General features: G+C 61.4%; 19 protein-coding genes and 1 pseudogene. 9 read left to right on the forward strand and 11 right to left on the reverse strand.

Annotation, left to right across the window (positions count from 1 at the left end; translation table 11 throughout):
* Window positions 1-47 precede the first annotated feature (47 nt).
* The 5 genes from ACZYOF_RS00065 (at window position 48) to fdhF (ending at window position 7295) form a co-directional block, all read left to right on the forward strand.
* Window positions 48-320, forward strand: coding sequence for a sulfurtransferase TusA family protein (locus tag ACZYOF_RS00065; protein ID WP_463714366.1), 273 nt, complete (start codon window positions 48-50; stop codon window positions 318-320).
* 338 nt (window positions 321-658) lie between these two features.
* Window positions 659-2314, forward strand: a complete 1656-nt coding sequence (locus tag ACZYOF_RS00070; RefSeq protein WP_463714367.1) for an OFA family MFS transporter — start codon at window positions 659-661, stop codon at window positions 2312-2314.
* Window positions 2315-2402: 88 nt separating this feature from the next.
* A complete protein-coding gene (locus ACZYOF_RS00075) occupies window positions 2403-2675 on the forward strand; it encodes a hypothetical protein (protein ID WP_463714368.1) in 273 nt (90 codons plus the stop codon).
* Between the two features lie 151 nt (window positions 2676-2826).
* Entirely contained in the window at window positions 2827-4533 is a 1707-nt protein-coding gene (locus tag ACZYOF_RS00080; RefSeq protein WP_463714369.1) for an NADH-ubiquinone oxidoreductase-F iron-sulfur binding region domain-containing protein, read from the forward strand.
* Window positions 4530-7295: a formate dehydrogenase subunit alpha gene (gene fdhF, locus ACZYOF_RS00085; protein ID WP_463714370.1), complete on the forward strand. Its 2766-nt coding sequence runs from the start codon at window positions 4530-4532 to the stop codon at window positions 7293-7295. The genes ACZYOF_RS00080 and fdhF overlap by 4 nt, the downstream gene beginning before the upstream one ends.
* A 317-nt stretch (window positions 7296-7612) precedes the next feature.
* On the opposite strand, the gene ACZYOF_RS00090 is transcribed toward fdhF, so the two are convergent.
* The 4 genes and pseudogenes from ACZYOF_RS00090 to ACZYOF_RS00105 form a co-directional block, all read right to left on the reverse strand.
* Window positions 7613-8674, reverse strand: coding sequence for a fatty acid desaturase (locus tag ACZYOF_RS00090; RefSeq protein WP_463714371.1), 1062 nt, complete (start codon window positions 8672-8674; stop codon window positions 7613-7615).
* 166 nt (window positions 8675-8840) lie between these two features.
* Window positions 8841-9050 (reverse strand): cold-shock protein, encoded by a 210-nt coding sequence (locus ACZYOF_RS00095; protein WP_130581396.1) that lies wholly within the window; start codon window positions 9048-9050, stop codon window positions 8841-8843.
* Window positions 9051-9432: 382 nt separating this feature from the next.
* Window positions 9433-9591: pseudogene (locus tag ACZYOF_RS00100) on the reverse strand (DUF1488 family protein); the annotation flags it as partial.
* A gap of 9 nt (window positions 9592-9600) precedes the next feature.
* Window positions 9601-9843, reverse strand: a complete 243-nt coding sequence (locus tag ACZYOF_RS00105; protein WP_028166547.1) for a hypothetical protein — start codon at window positions 9841-9843, stop codon at window positions 9601-9603.
* A 596-nt stretch (window positions 9844-10439) separates the two neighbouring features.
* Between ACZYOF_RS00105 and ACZYOF_RS00110 the strand changes: the two genes are divergently transcribed.
* Window positions 10440-10619 (forward strand): hypothetical protein, encoded by a 180-nt coding sequence (locus ACZYOF_RS00110; protein WP_130581394.1) that lies wholly within the window; start codon window positions 10440-10442, stop codon window positions 10617-10619.
* Between the two features lie 114 nt (window positions 10620-10733).
* Here the strand turns inward: ACZYOF_RS00110 and ACZYOF_RS00115 are convergent, their stop codons facing one another.
* Entirely contained in the window at window positions 10734-12692 is a 1959-nt protein-coding gene (locus ACZYOF_RS00115) for a DEAD/DEAH box helicase (RefSeq protein ID WP_463714372.1), read from the reverse strand.
* A gap of 339 nt (window positions 12693-13031) precedes the next feature.
* A complete protein-coding gene (gene dapA / locus ACZYOF_RS00120) occupies window positions 13032-13982 on the reverse strand; it encodes a 4-hydroxy-tetrahydrodipicolinate synthase (RefSeq protein WP_463714373.1) in 951 nt (316 codons plus the stop codon).
* A 245-nt stretch (window positions 13983-14227) separates the two neighbouring features.
* Here dapA and ACZYOF_RS00125 point away from each other — a divergent pair, with 245 nt between their 5' ends.
* Window positions 14228-14410, forward strand: a complete 183-nt coding sequence (locus tag ACZYOF_RS00125) for a hypothetical protein (RefSeq protein WP_463714374.1) — start codon at window positions 14228-14230, stop codon at window positions 14408-14410.
* Here the strand turns inward: ACZYOF_RS00125 and ACZYOF_RS00130 are convergent, their stop codons facing one another.
* From ACZYOF_RS00130 to ACZYOF_RS00150, 5 genes are all read right to left on the reverse strand, one after another.
* Window positions 14411-14839 carry a hypothetical protein gene (locus ACZYOF_RS00130; RefSeq protein ID WP_463714375.1) on the reverse strand — a complete coding sequence of 143 codons (429 nt, stop codon included), beginning with the start codon at window positions 14837-14839 and terminating at the stop codon, window positions 14411-14413. It lies immediately after the preceding gene.
* Window positions 14840-14876: 37 nt separating this feature from the next.
* A complete protein-coding gene (locus ACZYOF_RS00135) occupies window positions 14877-15272 on the reverse strand; it encodes a hypothetical protein (protein ID WP_463714376.1) in 396 nt (131 codons plus the stop codon).
* 81 nt (window positions 15273-15353) lie between these two features.
* Complete coding sequence (locus ACZYOF_RS00140) at window positions 15354-15623, reverse strand: hypothetical protein (protein WP_463714450.1); 270 nt, start codon at window positions 15621-15623, stop codon at window positions 15354-15356.
* Between the two features lie 138 nt (window positions 15624-15761).
* Window positions 15762-16034 (reverse strand): hypothetical protein, encoded by a 273-nt coding sequence (locus ACZYOF_RS00145; protein ID WP_463714377.1) that lies wholly within the window; start codon window positions 16032-16034, stop codon window positions 15762-15764.
* A gap of 8 nt (window positions 16035-16042) precedes the next feature.
* Window positions 16043-16507 carry a hypothetical protein gene (locus tag ACZYOF_RS00150; RefSeq protein ID WP_463714378.1) on the reverse strand — a complete coding sequence of 155 codons (465 nt, stop codon included), beginning with the start codon at window positions 16505-16507 and terminating at the stop codon, window positions 16043-16045.
* A gap of 484 nt (window positions 16508-16991) precedes the next feature.
* On the opposite strand from ACZYOF_RS00150, the gene ACZYOF_RS00155 reads away from it, so the two are divergent.
* Complete coding sequence (locus ACZYOF_RS00155) at window positions 16992-17081, forward strand: K(+)-transporting ATPase subunit F (RefSeq protein WP_016846764.1); 90 nt, start codon at window positions 16992-16994, stop codon at window positions 17079-17081.
* A gap of 117 nt (window positions 17082-17198) precedes the next feature.
* The gene (gene kdpA / locus ACZYOF_RS00160) at window positions 17199-18902 is read left to right on the forward strand and encodes a potassium-transporting ATPase subunit KdpA (protein WP_463714379.1); all 1704 of its coding nucleotides are present in this window, start codon (window positions 17199-17201) and stop codon (window positions 18900-18902) included.
* Window positions 18903-18908: the final 6 nt, after the last annotated feature.

Consider the following 18908-nt stretch of genomic DNA (forward strand, 5'->3'; position numbering starts at 1 on the left):
TCGCGTAGCGATTGACGGTATGCGAATGCTTCGCCATGGTCACAAACATGAGCACGACAAAACTTGATCTCACCGGCCTCAAATGTCCGCTGCCCGCGTTGAAGACGCGCAAGGCATTGAAGACGGTTACGCCCGGTGATTTTCTTGAAGTGGTCTGCACCGATCCATTGTCGGTGATTGACATTCCGAATCTGATCCGCGAGACCGGCGACAAGGTCGAAATCACCGAGCGGAACGAGAGCCGCATCGTGTTTTTGATCGAGAAGACGAATGGGACGATAGAGAAAATCAATGATGCTTCGTCCGCATCGCAACAATAGCCGTGCGTTGCAATAATCGCTCTGGTTGACACCTACCTTTTTCCTATCGACACATTTCAGACCTTCTGTCCCAATTGAATCGCTCCGCAGGCGACGCAGCCGCGGAGCGTCGCTCGGGCACGAGCGATACGGGCAGGCATTTCTTTAACATCAGGGCTGACGCTGCACCGGGCGTATCGTGTGGCGTTGCGGGTTGGGAATTCTCGAGCGCGCTTAGCGATTCCCGGCGCATCGAGGGAATGTCGTGGAGCATGGCTGCTTCGCGACGCTGAACTTTAAGGATGGGATCACACAAGCGAGCACGCTCTCGATTGAAGAGCGGCCGCAGGGAGGATCGGATGACGACGATTAGCAGCACCGGCGCTGTGGCCGGCGCGGGGCTTGGTTTCCTCGACAAGGAGCACACGATTGCGACCGCCGGCTTCAACCGTTGGCTGGTGCCGCCGGCCGCACTCTGCATCCATCTGTGCATCGGCATGGCCTACGGCTTCTCGGTGTTCTGGCTGCCGCTGTCGCGCGCGATCGGATTGAACGCGCCGAAGGCCTGCCCCGATATCTCGCTGTGGCAGGAATTGTTCACCACCACCTGCGACTGGAAGGTGGCGAGTCTCGGGTGGATGTACACGCTGTTCTTCGTGCTGCTCGGCGTGTCCGCCGCGATCTGGGGCGGCTGGCTCGAACGCGTCGGTCCGCGCAAGGCCGGATTCGTCGCGGCGCTGTGTTGGGCCGGCGGCTTGCTGATCGGCGCGCTCGGCGTCTACGTCCATCAGCTCTGGCTGATGTGGCTGGGCGCCGGCGTGATCGGCGGCGTCGGTCTCGGGCTCGGTTACATCTCGCCGGTGTCGACACTGGTGAAATGGTTTCCCGATCGCCGCGGCATGGCGACCGGCATGGCCATCATGGGTTTCGGCGGCGGCGCCATGATTGGCGCGCCGCTCGCCAACCTCTTGATGAACTATTTCAAGACCCCGACCTCGGTCGGCGTCTGGGAAACCTTCCTGGCCATGGGCGTGATCTACTTCGTGTTCATGATGATCGGCGCCTTCCGCTATCGCATCCCGCCGACGGGCTGGCAGCCCGAGGGCTGGGCGCCGCCGGCCAAGGCCAACAAGATGATCTCGACCAACAACGTCCATCTCGACGATGCGCACAAGACGCCGCAGTTCTGGCTGATCTGGTGGGTGCTCTGCCTCAACGTATCCGCAGGCATCGGCGTGATCGGCATGGCCTCGCCGATGCTGCAGGAGATCTTCGCCGGCAAATTGATCGGATTGCCCGATGTCGGCTTCAACCAGCTTGATGCGTCGCAGAAGGCGCAGATCGCGGGCATCGCGGCGGGCTTCGCCGGGCTGTTGTCGCTGTTCAACATCGGCGGCCGTTTCTTCTGGGCGTCGCTGTCGGACAAGATCGGGCGCAAGAACACCTACTATACGTTCTTCCTGCTCGGCATCGCGCTCTATGCGCTGGCGCCGACCTTTGCGGCGATGGGCTCGAAACTGCTGTTCGTGCTCGGCTTCGGCATTATCCTGTCGATGTATGGCGGGGGCTTTGCGACCGTGCCGGCCTATCTCGCCGACATGTTCGGAACGCAGTTCGTCGGCGCCATTCACGGCCGGCTGCTGACGGCGTGGTCGACCGCCGGCATCATCGGCCCGGTCGTGGTGAACTACATCCGCGAGTTCCAGTTAGCTGCAGGCGTTCCGCGCGACCAGCTCTACAACACCACGATGTACATCCTCTGCGCCATGCTGATCGCGGGCCTGATCTGCAATTATCTGGTCAAGCCGGTCGATGCGAAGTGGCACATGAGCGAGGCGGAAGTGGCAAAACTGCAGGCGGCGAGCGCGAGCGCGGATGCGGCCGGCCCGCATGGTTCCTACGGCATCGGGTTCGGCGGGTTGGATGCCAAGGCCGTGCTGTTCTGGGCCTTTGTCGGCATTCCCTTGGCCTGGGGCGTCTGGAAGACGCTTGAGAGCGCGGTCAAGATCTTCTGATCGGAGCCGGCGCCGCGGGGAATGCTTTCGCTCGCGGCGCCTTTTTTCGTCCATTCAATTCAACGAATAGAACAAGGGAATTTTCTCGATGTTTCGTATCGGAACTGGTGCCACCGCCGCGCTGTTGATCATGGGTGTACTGACTGCGGCTTCGGCCCAAACCACCACGCCCGCGCCTGCCGCTTCGAGCGAGGTGAAGCCGTCCAGGGTGAAGCTCACGGCCGCGAAGCTGAAGGACATGAAGGCCAAATGGAGCGCCAACAGGGGCAAGCTGAAGGCCTGCCGCCAGGAGGTCAAAGCCAAGGGATTGGCGGGCGACGACCGCTGGTTCTACATCGAGGACTGCATGGGCAAGAGCTGAGGACAGGCTTGTCGCAGGGGAAAAGGGCAGAGGGGGCATGTCGCGGCGCATGCCCCTTAAATGCTTCTTTGGCCGCGATAATTTCCCTATTGGCATCTGGCATGCCAGAGTTTAGAGTTGATCTAAAGAGCGGTAAAGACGAGATGTTTCAATGACTGTCCAAGACGTGCACGAGGTTCGCACCTTCGAGCATCCTGGCGCCGGGCGGCGCAAGGCCAAGGCGACGCCGAAGGGACGCCAGATCGATCCGACGGCCGCGCATGACGTCGAGCAGTTGCTCGGCGACCGGCCGCGCCGGCGCGATCTGTTGATCGAATTTTTGCACCTGATCCAAGACAAGTACCACCAGATCTCGGCCGCGCATCTCGCCGCGCTCGCGGACGAGATGAGGTTGTCGTTCGCGGAAGTGTTCGAGACCGCGACCTTCTACGCGCATTTCGACGTGGTGAAGGAGGGCCAGCCGGATATCGCGCCGCTCACGATCCGCGTCTGCGATTCGCTCACTTGCGCGATGCTCGGCGGCGAAAGGCTGCTGGAGCAATTGCAGGACTCGGCCGGTCCCGGCATCCGCGTGGTGCGCGCGCCCTGCGTCGGTCTGTGCGATATGGCTCCTGTGGCTGAAGTCGGTCATCACTACGTGATGCGCGCGACCACAACCGAAGTGCTGGCGACGGCCGCGCGTGGCGAGATTGAACCCGATATCCCGACTTATGTCGACTACGATGCTTATGTGAAGGATGGCGGTTACAAGCTGCTGAACGATCTGCGCGCCGGCCGGGTCAGCAAGGAAGACATCCTGAAGGCGCTCGACGATTCCAGCCTGCGCGGGCTCGGCGGCGCAGGCTTTCCTACCGGCCGGAAATGGCGCGCGGTGCTCGGCGAGCCCGGGCCCCGGCTGATGGCAGTCAATGGCGACGAAGGAGAGCCCGGCACCTTCAAGGATCGGTTTTACCTGCTGCGCGATTTGCACCGCTTCCTGGAAGGTACGCTGATCGGCGCGCACGTTGTCGATGCCACAGATGTCTACATTTACATTCGCGACGAATATCCGGCGGCGCTCAAGATCCTGCCCCTCGAACTCGCCAAGCTGCCGCCAGGCGGTCCCACCTTGCACATCCGCCGCGGTGCCGGCGCCTATATCTGCGGCGAGGAATCTTCGCTGCTCGAGAGCATCGAAGGCAAGCGTGGTCTGCCGCGGCACAAGCCGCCCTATCCGTTCCAGGTCGGACTGTTCGGTCAGCCCACCCTGATCAACAATATCGAAACACTGTTCTGGGTGCGCGACATCGTGGAGAAGGGCGCGGGCTGGTGGAGTTCGCACGGTCGCAACGGTCGTCACGGTCTACGAAGCTATTCGGTCTCCGGCCGCGTCAAGAATCCCGGCGTGAAACTCGCGCCAGCCGGGCTGACGGTGCGTGAACTGATCGACGAATATTGCGGTGGCATGGCTGACGGACACACCTTCCATGCGTATCTGCCGGGCGGTGCCTCCGGCGGCATCCTGCCGGCGACGATGGACGATATCCCGCTCGATTTCGGCACGCTGGAAAAATACGGCTGCTTCATCGGCTCGGCGGCGATCGTGATCCTGTCACAGCATGACAGCGTAAAGGCGGCGGCGCTCAATCTGATGCGCTTCTTCGAGGACGAAAGCTGCGGGCAGTGTACGCCGTGCCGCGTCGGCACGCAGAAGGCGGCGCAACTGATGGAACGTCCCGTGTGGAACCGGGCGCTGCTCGAGGAACTGAGCCAGGCGATGCGCGATGCGTCGATCTGCGGTCTCGGTCAGGCCGCCTCGAATCCCCTGACCTCCGTGATTAAATACTTCCCCGACGAGTTCAAGGAAGCTGCGGAATGACGACGATCCAGTTCGAACTCGACGGCAAGCTGGTCGAGGCCAAGGCGGGCGAGACCATCTGGCAGGTGGCAAAGCGGCAGGGCCAGGAGATCCCGCACCTCTGCTATTCGCCGGCGCCCGACTATCGCCCCGACGGCAATTGCCGCGCCTGCATGGTCGAGATCGAGGGCGAGCGCGTGCTCGCCGCCTCCTGCATGCGCACTCCTTCCGTTGGTATGAAGGTGAAGACGGCGAGCAGCCGCGCCGTCGCCGCCCAGAAGATGGTGATGGAACTCTTGGTCGCCGACCAGCCGGCGCGCGAGACCTCGCACGATCCCGATTCGACGTTCTGGCACTGGGCGGAGAAGACGGGCGTCACCGAGAGTCGCTTCCCGGCCGCGGAGCGCTGGGAGGGCGATGCCAGCCATCCGGCGATGCGCGTCAATCTCGACGCCTGCATCCAGTGCGGCCTGTGCGTGCGCGCCTGCCGCGAGGTGCAGGTCAATGACGTCATCGGCATGGCCTATCGCAATGCCGACGCCAAGATCGTGTTCGATTTCGACGATCCGATGGGCGAGTCCACCTGCGTCGCCTGCGGCGAATGCGTGCAGGCCTGCCCGACCGGCGCGCTGATGCCCGCCGTGATGCTGGACGAGAAGCAGACCCGCGTCACCTATCCCGATCGCAAGGTGGATTCGCTTTGCCCGTTCTGCGGCGTCGGCTGCCAGGTGACCTATCAGGTCAAGGACGAGAAGGTGATCTACGCGGAGGGGCGCGACGGTCCAGCCAATCACAACCGGCTCTGCGTCAAGGGCCGCTTCGGCTTCGACTATATTCATCATCCGCATCGTCTGACAAAACCGCTGGTGCGGTTGCCGAACGCCAAGAAGGACGCCAACGACCAGGTCGATCCGGCCAATCCGTTCACGCATTTCCGCGAGGCAAGCTGGGAAGAGGCGCTCGATATCGCCGCGCACGGTCTCGTCAAGATCCGTGACGAGATGGGTGTGAAAGCGCTCGCCGGCTTCGGTTCGGCGAAAGGATCGAACGAGGAAGCCTATCTGTTCCAGAAGCTGGTGCGCATCGGCTTCGGCTCCAACAATGTCGACCACTGCACGCGGCTGTGCCACGCCTCATCGGTCGCGGCGCTGACGGAGGGATTGAATTCCGGCGCGGTCTCGGCGCCGTTCTCGGCGGCGATGGATGCCGAGGTGATCATCGTGATCGGCGCCAACCCGACCGTGAACCATCCGGTAGCCGCGACCTATATCAAGAACGCGGCCAAGCGCGGCGCGAAACTGATCGTGATTGACCCGCGGCTGCAATCGCTGTCGCGCCACGCCACTAAGCATCTCGCCTTCAAGCCGGGAAGCGACGTTGCGATGCTGAACGCGATGATCAACACGATCATCACCGAGGGCCTGACCGACGATCAGTATATCGCCGGCTACACCGAAGGTTTCGACGAGCTGAAGGCCAAGATCGCGGACTTCACGCCGGAGAAGATGGAGCCGATCTGCGGCATCCCGGCCGACACCCTGCGCGAAGTGGCGCGGCTCTACGCCCGCGCAAAGTCGTCGATCATCTTCTGGGGCATGGGCATCAGCCAGCATGTCCATGGCACCGACAATGCGCGCTGCCTGATCGCGCTCGCGCTGATCACCGGCCAGGTCGGCCGTCCCGGCACCGGCCTGCATCCGTTGCGCGGCCAGAACAATGTGCAGGGCGCCTCCGACGCCGGCCTGATCCCGATGTTCCTGCCGGACTATCAACCGGTCGGCCGCGTTGACCTGCGCGGCAAGTTCGAGGAGCTCTGGCAGAAGAGCCTCGACCCGGTCCGCGGCCTGACCGTGGTCGAGATCATGAATGCGATCCATTCGGGTGAGATCCACGGCATGTATATCGAGGGCGAAAACCCCGCGATGTCCGATCCCGATCTGCAGCATGCGCGGCAGGCGCTTGCCATGCTCGATCATCTCGTGGTGCAGGATCTCTTCGTCACCGAGACCGCGTTCCATGCCGACGTGATCCTGCCGGCTTCGGCCTTTGCGGAGAAGTCCGGCACCTTCACCAACACCGACCGCCGCGTGCAGCTCGCGCGCGAGGTGATCAAGCCGCCGGGCGACGCGCGGCAGGATCTCTGGATCATCCAGGAGATCGGAAAGCGCATGGGTTTGCCGTGGAATTACAGCGGCCCGGCCGATGTCTTCGCCGAGATGACGGAGGTGATGCCGTCGTTGAATAACATCACCTGGGAGCGTCTCGTGCGCGAGGGCGCGGTGACCTATCCGGTCGACGACCCGCACAAGCCCGGCAACGAGATCATCTTCACCACCGGCTTCCCGACCGCGAACGGCCGCGGCAAGATCGTGCCGGCCCATGTCATTCCGCCGGATGAATTGCCAGACGCCGAATATTCGATGGTGCTTTCGACCGGCCGCGTGCTGGAGCATTGGCACACGGGATCGATGACCCGCCGCGCATCCGTACTCGACCAGATCGAGCCGGAGGCGGTCGCCTTCATGTCGCCGAAGGACATGCGGCGCATGCAGCTCTGGCCCGGCGATTTCATCCGGCTCCAGACGCGCCGCGGCGCCGTCGAGGTGAAGGTGCGCTCCGACCGCGACGTGCCGGAGAACATGGTGTTCATGCCGTTCTGCTACGCGGAAGCGGCGGCCAATCTCTTGACCAATCCCGCGCTCGATCCGTTCGGCAAGATTCCGGAATTCAAGTTCTGCGCCGTGCGCGCGGAAAAGGCCGAACTCCGCTCGGCCGCGGAGTAGGCGCTGCTGCTACCCCGCAACGTTAGGGTATCACCTTCTGATAGATTGCGGACTGTCGATCTCAACCAGGCCAGTAGAGGTCGAACAATTTAGGACACCCGCAGATTCAATTTGAGACACTTGTTGGGACACTTGGGCTCAAATACGGACAGCACCCCTTCCTCATATAGAAACGGATCACCCCTAGCAGCAGGCGCCAAAGCTATCTGGCTCGACGCTTAGGGCCCAACAGCCGACGTCGGATGCCCAGAGCCCACGGCCGAGGTGATGCGCAAACCGTGGCACTATCACGATCGAGGAAAGCGCGGCCGCTATGGCTATGGTGCGGCGAGCTTTGGCGCCGTTCCCTGAAACTCTCGGGCTCTGATTTCACGGAACGACACCAGGCGGCGCTGAGCCTCGTCCCACAGCACAAGCCTTACGCACCGAAAGCTCTGCAGGAGCGTTATGTGACCGACCTCGCGCAGTTCCGGGTGGTCGCGCAACACGCGCGGCAGCTGGTAAAAGGGAATACGACTGCAAAGATGGTGCACGTGGTGGATGCCGATGTTGGCTGTGAACCAGCGCAGCAATACCGGAAGATCGTAATGTGAGCTGCCGTATAGGGCGGCCTGATGCAGATTCCAGCGCTCGTCGCGCTCCCACGCGGTTTGCTCAAATTGATGTTGCACATAGAACAGCCATACGCCGGTCGTGGCGGCGAGCAGCATGATCGGAAGATGCACGAGCAGGAACGCCTTAATGCCGATGAGCCATGTGAGCGCGGCGGCGATCACGGCAATGGCGAGATTGGTCGCCATTGTGCTGGTCCAAGGCTGCCAACCGTCGCGCATGAGGCCGACCGGGAGACGGTGTTGCAGGAGAAACAGATAGGCTGGTCCGACCACGAACATGACCAGTGGGTGGCGGTAAAGTCTGTATTTCAGACGGCCCCACCACGAACGGGCCTGGTATTCGCGAACTGTCAGGGTATCGATATCGCCGATACCGCGGCGGTCGAGGTTGCCGGTGGTGGCATGATGGATCGCATGCGTGCGGCGCCACCAGTCGTAAGGCGTCAGCGTGAGCACGCCAATGACGCGGCCGACCCAGTCGTTCGCCAGACGATCGGCGAAAAAGGTGCCATGGCCGCAGTCGTGCTGGATCATGAACAGGCGCAAGAGAAAGCCGGCGGCTGGAATCGCGATAAGCAATGAAGCCCAAGCATAGCCAAGGGAGAACGTGAACCAAGCTGCCGTCCATAACGTCACGAGCGGCAAAGCCGTGATCACCAACTCGGCAACGCTGCGCACGTGATTTGGCGTCCGATAGCCGCCCAGAATGCTCGTCCAACGCCGAGTGTCGGGCGTCGCCAGACCTGAGTTATGTTTAATGCTCAAGTGATGATATCCGAGGCCTGCCGATCGCGCGCTGCTTCGGCGCAGCCGCAATGATTGCGGCCAAATAAAAAATCCCGCGTGCCGACGGATCGGCCGCGGGACTCCGAAACCACAAGCTCTGCCAATACATCCGTGGTCAGAGCAGCATGGCCCTTCGCGCAGTCGCTCAGACAGCGCGCAGATTTTCAGCGGCAGATTTGCCGGTCCGGCGGTCTGCGACGATGTCAAAGCTGACATTTTGCCCCTCATTGAGGGTGCTCATGCCGGCGCGTTCAACCGCGCTGATATGAACAAAGACGTCATTGCCGCCATCGGCGGGCTGAATGAAGCCGAAGCCCTTTTGGCTGTTAAACCACTTCACAATTCCTGTAGTCACGGAGAATGTCCTTTCACTGACAACGTACACGTAAGACTTAGCCGCCGAGGGATCGGAATCCTTCGTCGGCTGATCGATTTTGGAGAAGGGGTCTGAAACGTGCGCGCCTGTCAGTAACGAGGCGAAGCGGCCCAGGTCGTTCGGCCAAGTGTCGATTAGCACCATATATGGACACGAATTGGAGTGACGTCAAGGTCTGCAGGCCTTTGCCTTGCCCGATGTCCGCTTTTGGGTCTTGTCTGTGCAAGACATGGTCGATCAAAACTCGCCGCCTTCGTTAACCCGAACACCCCAACTCGCCTTGTGCAAGGTCAAACCACAGCGGGTTCTCGATGGGATGCCGATATCCCCTTGTGCATCAGCCCTGCCGCGTCCTTTGGAACTAATTTTGGAAGTCGATACTGCGCAAGATAATGCCCGGAGGAGTGCCTTCGAACTCCATTGCAAGGAATTTGCGAGCGGCACGCTCTTCAATCCGATCGCGGAGTCCGATGAATTGGGCCTCACGCTGGTTCGGCTGGGACCGCGCCGCCCTTTCCAGATGATGGCCTTACTTCGAGGCTTTGGTGATCTTGTGCTCCAAGTGGCCGGTCTCATGATCACGGCGGAGTTGGCTCAACGATGTCTCGTTCAGCTTAAGGAGAACCTCGCGGAGCTTCTCGGTGTCAGGATAGCCAGCCGCGAAACTCTGGCCGTACACCTTGCGCAACGTGCGAATAAGGGTGTTTCCGTGTTTGGCGCTGATTTCTCCGTCCTTGTTGCGATGGCGATTGTCAAGAGTTGCCTTGCTCATGCTGCCCTCCTTTGTGCCCGCGCCGACAGCATCCACCCGCCGAGACCAAATCGCAACAACGCGTGCTCGGGAAATGCACTTTGCACTGCATAGCTTTTGGTAGCAGCGGGCGATTGGCTCGAGGAGCGCTTGTTTAGCTCGTCCCGCCTCCGTTCAATGCGACCACGGACACTAAAAAGTATGTTCGGGACGTATTAGGTCAACGTTGCTGACGCGCTTCTGCCCTCCTTAGACCGCGAAGCTGACCGCCGCAGCGCTCGTTCTTGCTTTCACGGGCCTGGGCCGGAGGGCAACAGGATGCATTGCATTACAGCATGCTCCACGCTAGAGCAGCCGTGACTTTTAGAGGTAGACACATGTCATATGCCTATAAGCTGAATGAAGACGTTCACCACCAGCCCCAAGGTCCACGAGGACGTGCCTCCACTGAGGCACCAATGATTTACACCATCGTTCAACTTATGCCCATCGAGGCAGATGGACGTCTTAGATACCGCATCAAGAGCAAGTCGGATAATATAGAGCGTGTCGTTACGGAAGATCAGCTTTCGTATTCTCAGTGATTTAGCGCGCTTGATGACGGTAGGAGCCTAGTCGTGCTGAATGATCGAGAAAATATCCTGCGTGCGCTCCGCGAGAAGCCGCTCAAAGTTCACGAGGTCATGAAACGCGCCAATGTCGTGAATGAAGAAGCTTGCCAATCCCTCCTGTTGAAAATGCGAGACGAAGGTCTGGTGAAGTTCGATATCCACAAAGGGCGATGGCTCATCGGATGATTCGTGAAATTGCGGGCGACCGTCCAGCGTTGATCACAGAAGACTCGCTGCGGCGATTAGGAACACGCTCAGACTTGAAGAATTGAGCGTCCCGCAGCCCCCGACGGCAACAGATCAGCCGCGAAGATTCTTCCTTGCCTTCTTTCCGGGTGCGGCTTTCGCAGGCGACGTGTTTGCCGGCTGCCGTTGTCCAGCATGGCCGGACTTGTTCCGGTGTTTCTTTTTCTTCCCGAAACCCGGCTCGCCGCCAAATTTCGACCCGCTTTCGCGGTGAGGCTTGCCGCGTTGCTTCGGTCCTGTCGCGTCACGAGAATTGTCGCTTCGACGAGCATTGTGATCGGAGTCGCCGGCTTCGCGCCAAGGCGAGTGTGACTGCTTTTCCGAACGTGCCTGACCTGGGGGAGTGTCTGCCAGCGGCTCGATGCGGATGTTGTCTTCCTTATCCGGACGTCGGATCTTGGCGGCGAAGGATCCTGCGACCCGCTCGGAAATTTCGAACTCGGTGGTGGTGTCCAGAATCCGGATGGCGCCAATGTCACGCTTGTCGATGCCGCCACGACGGCAAATCATCGGCAAGAGCCAGCGCGCTTCCGCATTCTTTTTTCGTCCGATGGTAGCCCGGAACCATACGCTGGCTTCCGCCATTCCGTGACGCGACGATGATCTTCCCGTTTTCGATCGGGGCGCGGTGGGGCGTTCATCGCCGCGCGATGTCCGAATGTGTTCTCGACCGCGGTCGTCACGAGGTCGGCTGCGATCCTGGCCGGGATCGAGAATGTCTTCGGGCGAAGGAAGCCGCGCGCGATAAAGCCGCGCGAGCGCCGCCGCGATGTCCTCAACCGACCGCTCGGCAAGCAATGCCCGCGCCAGCACCAGATCGTCGGCGGTCGTTTCCTCGGTGAACACCGCATCCTGCAGCATGCGTTCATGATCGAGCTTGCGGATTTCATCGGCCTGAGGAGCCGTGCCCCAGACGGCATCAATGCCAGCCAGATTCAGCAGCAATTCCGCGCGCCGTTTTCGGGCGGGCGGCACCAGCAGGATGCTCACACCCTTGCGGCCCGCACGGCCGGTGCGGCCCGAGCGGTGCTGCATGACCTCCGCGTCCTTTGGCAGATCCGCATGAATGACGAGGTCGAGGCTCGGCAGGTCGATGCCGCGCGCTGCCACGTCGGTCGCCACGCAGACGCGGGAACGTCCGTCGCGCAACGCCTGCAGCGCCAGGGTTCGCTCGTTCTGCGTCATTTCACCGGAGAGAGCGACCACGGAAAACCCACGCTCAAGCAGCGCCGCCTGCAAATGCCTGACCGCATCTCTTGTGTTGCAAAACACAAGTGCGCTCGGCGATTCGAAAAAGCGCAATACGTTGACGACCGCGTGCTCGACATCATCAGGAGCGATCCGGATGGCGCGGTACTCGATATCGGCATGACCGCCTTCGTCGCCCGCGACCTCGATCCGAAAGGCCTGTTGCTGGTACTGCTTTGCCAGCGCAACGATGCCGCGCGGAAAAGTCGCCGAGAACAACAACGTGCGGCGCGTGTCGGGCGTGGTCTTGAGGATGAATTCCATATCCTCGCGAAAACCGAGATTGAGCATTTCATCGGCCTCGTCGAGGACGACGGCCTTCAATTCCGAGATGTCGAGATGGCCGCGCCGCAAGTGATCGCACAATCGGCCTGGCGTCCCGACCACGATGTGAGCGCCCGCGGCAAGCTCGCGCTGTTCGCGGCGCGGATCCATGCCGCCGACGCAGGAGACGACGCGCGCATCCGCGTATTGATAAAGCCATGCGAGTTCGCGATGGACCTGCAAGGCGAGTTCGCGCGTTGGCGCGACGATCAAGGCAAGCGGCGCGGCAGCCCGCTGAAACCGCTCGTCCCTGCCCAGAAGATTCTTTGCAATTGCCAGCCCGTAAGCGACGGTCTTGCCCGAGCCTGTTTGGGCCGAAACGAGAAGGTCGCGGTCGACAGCTTCTTCCGCAAGCACGGCGATCTGAACAGGGGTCGGCCGATCGTAGCTGCGCTCGGCTAAAGCTCGGGCGAGCGGCGGACTTGTGGTCGGGAATGACACGAGATGGAAACCTTTGTTGGCTCAGGCGCAGAACGTCGAGCCGAGTGACTTGAAGCTGCGTGCCCGGCAGACGGCACAGCCGCGCGCGTGGCGATTTGATTCAGATGCTTTACGCCAAGAGAAGCCAAATCACCATGGCCCCGTATGCCACATCGCATTGGCGGACGCAGAGAGAAGCCCCGCCGGCCTGCCCGAACCTACTACATCCAGCATGTTGGAGCCCTTTCGCCGCATATTGAGGGCCTTTACGAATGTCGAGGGAAACTGTTAATGCCGGGGCTCGGCCAAGAACTGGCGTTTGGCCGGATGCCTGTGCTTCAAATTGGCCTACACAACTTGCTACGATCGCTTCGTTCGCTGGTGGCGCGCCGGTGCGGCGGGCAAAGTATCCTCCACGCCAGACCATTCTTCATCACCGAGGTCGGCAATCGCTTCCTTGATCTCGGCCTTGGCCGCGTCGTTCAACTGGACGATCGGCAGGCGCGTATTCGGCCGGATCAGCCCAAGCAGCGACAGCGCGTATTTCAGCGCCGCCGGATGCTCGGCGGCGAGCAGCCCGGCAATCGGGACCAGGCGGCTGAATAGATACCTGGCCGATTGCAGCCGTCCTTCCTTGAAGCTTGCAAAAACCGCCTGGCACAGTTCCGGCACGAGGTTCGCCACCGCGGAGATGCAACCATGACCGCCGGCGGCCATGAACGGCAGCGCGGTCAAGTCATCGCCTGACAGCAAGCGGAAATGCAGCGGCAACGACGTCCGTATGTGGACCAGGCGTCCGACGTCGCCGCTGCTGTCGCGCAATCCGATGAACTGCTCGGATTCAGCGAGGCGATTAAGCGTTGCGTCGGAGATTTCGCGAAGGGTGCGCGAGGGAACGTCGTGCAGGATGACCGGAAGCGCGGTCGCCTCGGCAACCGCGCGGAAATGCGCGTAGATACCTGACTGCATTGGCTTGTTGTAATAGGGAACGACCGACAGCACGGCGTCGGCACCGGCGACCTCGGCATGCCGCGTCAGTTCGACCGCGCGATCCGTGGCGTTGGATCCGGCGCCGGCGATGACGCGGATGCGGCCACGCGCGACCTCGACGGCGCGGCGAACGAGGCCAGCCTTCTCTCCCGTCGTCAGGGTCGGCGCCTCGCCCGTGGTCTCGCCGACCACGATCGCGCTGGCCCCGGATGCGATCTGACGCTCGCATAGCTGTGCAAAGGCGTCGAAATCGACTTCACCATCCTCACCGAACGGTGTCGGAAGGTCGGGGACATAGCCTGTGAGCCAGTCGGATTTCATGGTTACTTCCTACAAATATGACGCGTTCAATGTTTCCGCAGGCGGATATGAATTCGAGGAGGACAAGCCAGCGATCTCATAAGGATCGCATAAGGCCGCGCAGCGTGGCCGAATCGAATGGTCAGAGCTCGGCGCCCTGCATTTATGCCAGGCCTATACCTGGGTGCGGGGCGCCGGCTCGATTTCCTATGCGCCGCCCGCGCATCCTTGTTCGCGGTAATCGCGGCAGATGAATGGGCCATTCCATGGCAACGACGTCACTGAAAGCCTCACTCCTGCGCAATGCGGTCGGCGCGCTGCTGAGCTTCCTGTTTCCGTCCTGGTACGGACCGCAAAAGAAGTACCGTCCGGAAGACCACTATATGCGCGGTCCCGGACCGAAATGGCGTGCGAAGCATCCCTCGAGTGGTGCAGGGGCGAGTTCATAGCTAGCCAGTGCGTCGACGTGCAGCAGGCGGCGCAGCATTGGGGCGCGGTGCCAGTCCGCGCCATAGCCAGTTGTTGACCTTGGGCTTTCTTATGCGCGGCGGCGCCGCATCGATTTCGATTTCGACAGCGCTTGCGAATGCCCGCTTCAGGCGCGGATCCTCGATCCGCTCAAGATACTGACGCAAGGTGGCATCGGCGGCATCGTTCTGCTGCAGAATGGCGTTGCAAAGGTCGGCACTGATCTTGCGGAAGAAGCCGAAATTCGCTTGCTCCTCCTCATAGCTGCGGCCGCCGCGGTCGATCTCGGCGGCAACCGCCATCACGTTCAACCGATCGGCATTATCGAGCGTTACGGCAAAGCGCAGGAGCGCCAATTGCCAGGCGCGCAGCAGTCTGCTGTGCCATTCAACCGGATCCTGCGATTGCATTCGTAGCGCCTTCCCAGCCGCGCAAGTGCTTCGCGGTTCACGCCGCTCTTTCCATTTGCGCGAAACCCTGGCGGTGAGCGGCAAGCACGAGGCCGCGTTGGCACCTCACGCCTGCCTCGATCCGAAAACCCATCTGCTCCAGCTTCCTTCGGATGTTGAGGCAGAATTCGCCTTCACGGGAGTCGATCAGGATCGCAATTGTGGCGTTGGCGCTGAGGAACTGCGAGATTTCCAGGAGCGTCGCCTCGATCGCTGCCAGGGTTTTTTCGCCTGTCAGCAGGCCGATGCTATGCTGCCTCCTGGGCAGTCGGCATGTTGCAGATGTCGCGACCTGAACGAAGCCGCGCCGGCGCAGCGAAAGATAGAGCTCCATGGCTCCACTTCCCGCGATGATCGTGCGGTGCAGGTTCGACAGGTGCGTCAGCGTGATCATCGTATCGACGACCTGGTCGCGGTCGGCAACTAAACAAGGCTGCATCATCTGACTCCTCCTGAATATGGGCCGCGAACCGGATCAGGCGACGCGTCGCGTGGCTGTTGGTTGCGAGGGCGCGGGAGAGGAACTTCTGTTCATGTCGAGTTCGAATTCGCGCGACAGTTCGACGATGGTTTCTGGATGATGCCCGTTCTCGAACAGCGCGTACTTGACGGCCTGGGCGCGATTGACGAACAGCCCGCCGTAGAGGCCGTTCCGTTCCTGGGCGACCCACTGGCCGCGCCGGTTTCTTCCGATAAAGACGATGGTCGACGCGGAGCTACACGATGGAGGTTCGTCGAGTTCTATGTTCACGAGTTTCATTTTTGTGATTCCTTCACGAGACTTGGTAACGCGTTCAATATCTTTGCGAGTGGATATGAAATCGAGGAGGGCGGGTAACCGATCTCATAGGGGACGTATAAGGTCGCTAGGCCGGTCGCAGGATCACCGGCCGGTGGCCGAAGCGAGCGCGCAAAGCGCGGCATAGGCTGCCATCTCGTCCCAATGGTTGAGATCGGCGCCCATGAATTGCTCCCGCCGCATCAGGGCGATGACGGTACAAAGCACGACGGACATCCAGAGTAGCGCTATGAGGCTACGGCCAAAGCCGACGCTCCCGAACAGCGCGAAACCAGTCAGGATCAGCAACCGAAACACAAATCGAACCAGGACCTGGGCCGATTTCAGTTTTTGCGGTAGGTTTGGCAACGGCTGCACGGGATTGCTCAGGCGAAATTGTCGCTCAGCATCGGCTGGTAGAAGCCATCAGCATGACGCTCGACGCTCGGCACGCTGGGCCTGCTCGACGGCGCGGTGATCTGCTGTGCCTCGACGAACGCGCAGAGGATGGCGAGCGCCAGGTCGGCGTGATGCGTCTCGATCGATTGATCGAGCCAGTCGGGCAGTTCGCGTTCGCGCGACAGCGAGCAGTACCATTCGCCGTCGTCATAGGCGAGGCGACGGACCTGCCATTGCGGCAGCTCGAGGTCGAGCAGCGCCAGCGCAGCATCGGTCCACGCGCCCAGTTTGATCAATCCCTCGACGCGCGCAGTCTTGGCGCGTTGCCCCTGTGAGGGAAAGCGCCGGCAACAGTCGCGGATGAGGTCGGATATCAGTTCGACTGTCACTCTACCGGCGTCCCTCAGCCGGTGGCTGAGGTCGGCGGTCAAGGGTTCTGAAAGCAGTGACATGGCGAGACCCATCGATCATGCGGCTTGACGAAATGCCGCACGTCAAAGGTGGTCAAAACGCCATTTGAAAACGAGACGGGACGGCGACCGGAAATATAAGGATTCCATAAAGATGGGCAGGAAGCGCGATGGGGACGTCACGCCTCGTCCTGGCGAACGCAGGACCCACAATCACCACTCTGTGTTTGGAAGCGCACTGTGGCAGTCCCACTTTGCGCAACATGGACAGCGTTCGTTATGGATCCCGGATCAGCCGGGACGACGGCGATCTTTATAAGATTCCTATAACATCCGCGCAGCCTACATCTCGAAAACCTATGCGGCGGGTGGCACCTCACCTCGGAACCAAAACGGGCCTTTTGTCGGCCCGTTATGCATAGGAGCCTCCAATGCTTGATCTCGTCATGCTGGTGCTCATCGCGGCATTTTTCGCAGCCGGCATAGGCTACGCCTACGCCTGCGAACGGCTGTGAGGGGGCGCGCCATGATCTTCGACTATTCGCTCGCCGGCCTCGTCTCGCTCGGCCTTCTCTTCTACCTCACCTATGCGCTGCTGCGCCCTGAGCGGTTTTGATCAACGCCATGTTCATGATCGGCCAGCTTCTCGTGGCAGATGCGGCGCTGACCATCCTGTTGGTCGGCGTGCTTGCCATGCTGCTGCGCTCAAAGCCCATTCGAAAGGTTTAATGCCATGACCGCCATCGGCTGGTTTCAAATTATCCTCTACTGCGCGATCGTCGTCGCGCTGGTCAAGCCGCTCGGCTGGTACATGACGCGCGTCTTCAACGGCGAGGCGACCTTCCTGTCGCCGGTGCTGCGCCCGGTCGAGCGCGGGTTCTATTGGATCAGCGGCGTCGACGAAAGGCGTGAACAGCACTGGCTGACCTATACGGTCGCCATGCTGCTGTTTCATATCGGCGGCTTCCTGATCATCTACGGCGTGATGCGGTTGCAGGCCATGTTGCCGTTCAATCCGGCGGACCAGGCCGCCGTCGCCCCGGATCTGTCGTTCAACACCGCGGTCTCCTTCCTCACCAACACCAACTGGCAGAACTACGGCGGCGAGAGCACGGTGTCGTACCTGGTCCAGATGCTTGGCCTGACGCACCAGAACTTCCTCTCGGCTGCGACCGGCATCGTGCTCGCGGTGGCGTTGATCCGCGGCTTCGCGCGCGCGTCGGTGCGCACGATCGGGAATTTCTGGGTCGATATCACGCGCTGCACGCTCTACATCCTGCTGCCGATCTGCATCGTCTATTCGTTGTTCCTGGTGTCGCAGGGCATACCGCAGACGCTCGGGCCCTATGTCGATGCGACCACGCTAGAAGGTGCCAAGCAGACGATCGCGGTCGGCCCCGTGGCCTCGCAGGTTGCGATCAAGATGCTCGGCACCAATGGCGGCGGCTTCTTCAACGCCAATGCTGCGCATCCGTTCGAGAATCCGACCGCGCTGTCGAACTTCGTGCAGATGATCTCGATCTTCGCGATTGGCGCCGCGCTGACCAACGTGTTCGGCCGCATGGTCGGCAACCAGCGCCAGGGCTGGGCGATCCTCGCGGTGATGGGCGTGCTGTTCATCGCCGGCGTTTCTATCTGCTACTGGTCCGAGGCCAACGGCACCACCGCGCTGCATGCGCTGGGGCTCTCCGGCGGCAACATGGAAGGCAAGGAAGTCCGCTTCGGCATCGTTGCGTCCTCGCTGTTCGCAGTCATCACCACCGCCGCTTCCTGCGGCGCGGTCAACGCCATGCATGACAGCTTCACCGCGCTTGGCGGCATGATCCCGCTGATCAACATGCAGCTCGGCGAAATCATCGTCGGCGGTGTCGGCGCCGGTCTCTATGGCATGCTGCTGTTCGTCGTGCTGGCGATCTTCGTCGCCGGCCTGATGGTCGGCCGTACGCCGGAATATGTCGGCAAGAAGATCGAGGCCCGCGAGGTCAAGATGGCGATGCTCGCGATCCTGGTGCTGCCGCTGATGTATCTCGGCTGGACCGCGGTCGCGGTCGTGCTGCCGTCCGCGGTGGCTTCGATGGCGAACGCCGGCCCGCATGGCTTCACCGAGGTGCTCTATGCCTTCACCTCGGCGACCGGCAATAACGGCTCCGCCTTCGCAGGCCTGACCGGCAACACCTTCTTCTACAACTTGACGCTCGCCAGCGCGATGTTCGTCGGCCGCTTCTTCATGATCGTGCCGGCGCTGGCGATTGCAGGTTCGCTGGCGCAGAAGAAGTCGGTCCCCCCGTCGGCGGGCACGTTCCCGACCACCGGCGGCCTGTTCGTCGGCCTCGTCGTCGGCGTGATCCTGATCATCGGCGGCCTCACCTTCTTCCCGGCGCTGGCGCTCGGACCGATCGTCGAGCACCTCGCCATGAACGCCAACACCCTGTTCTGATCGAAT

This window comes from Bradyrhizobium sp. LeoA1Lang, assembly GCF_055413685.1.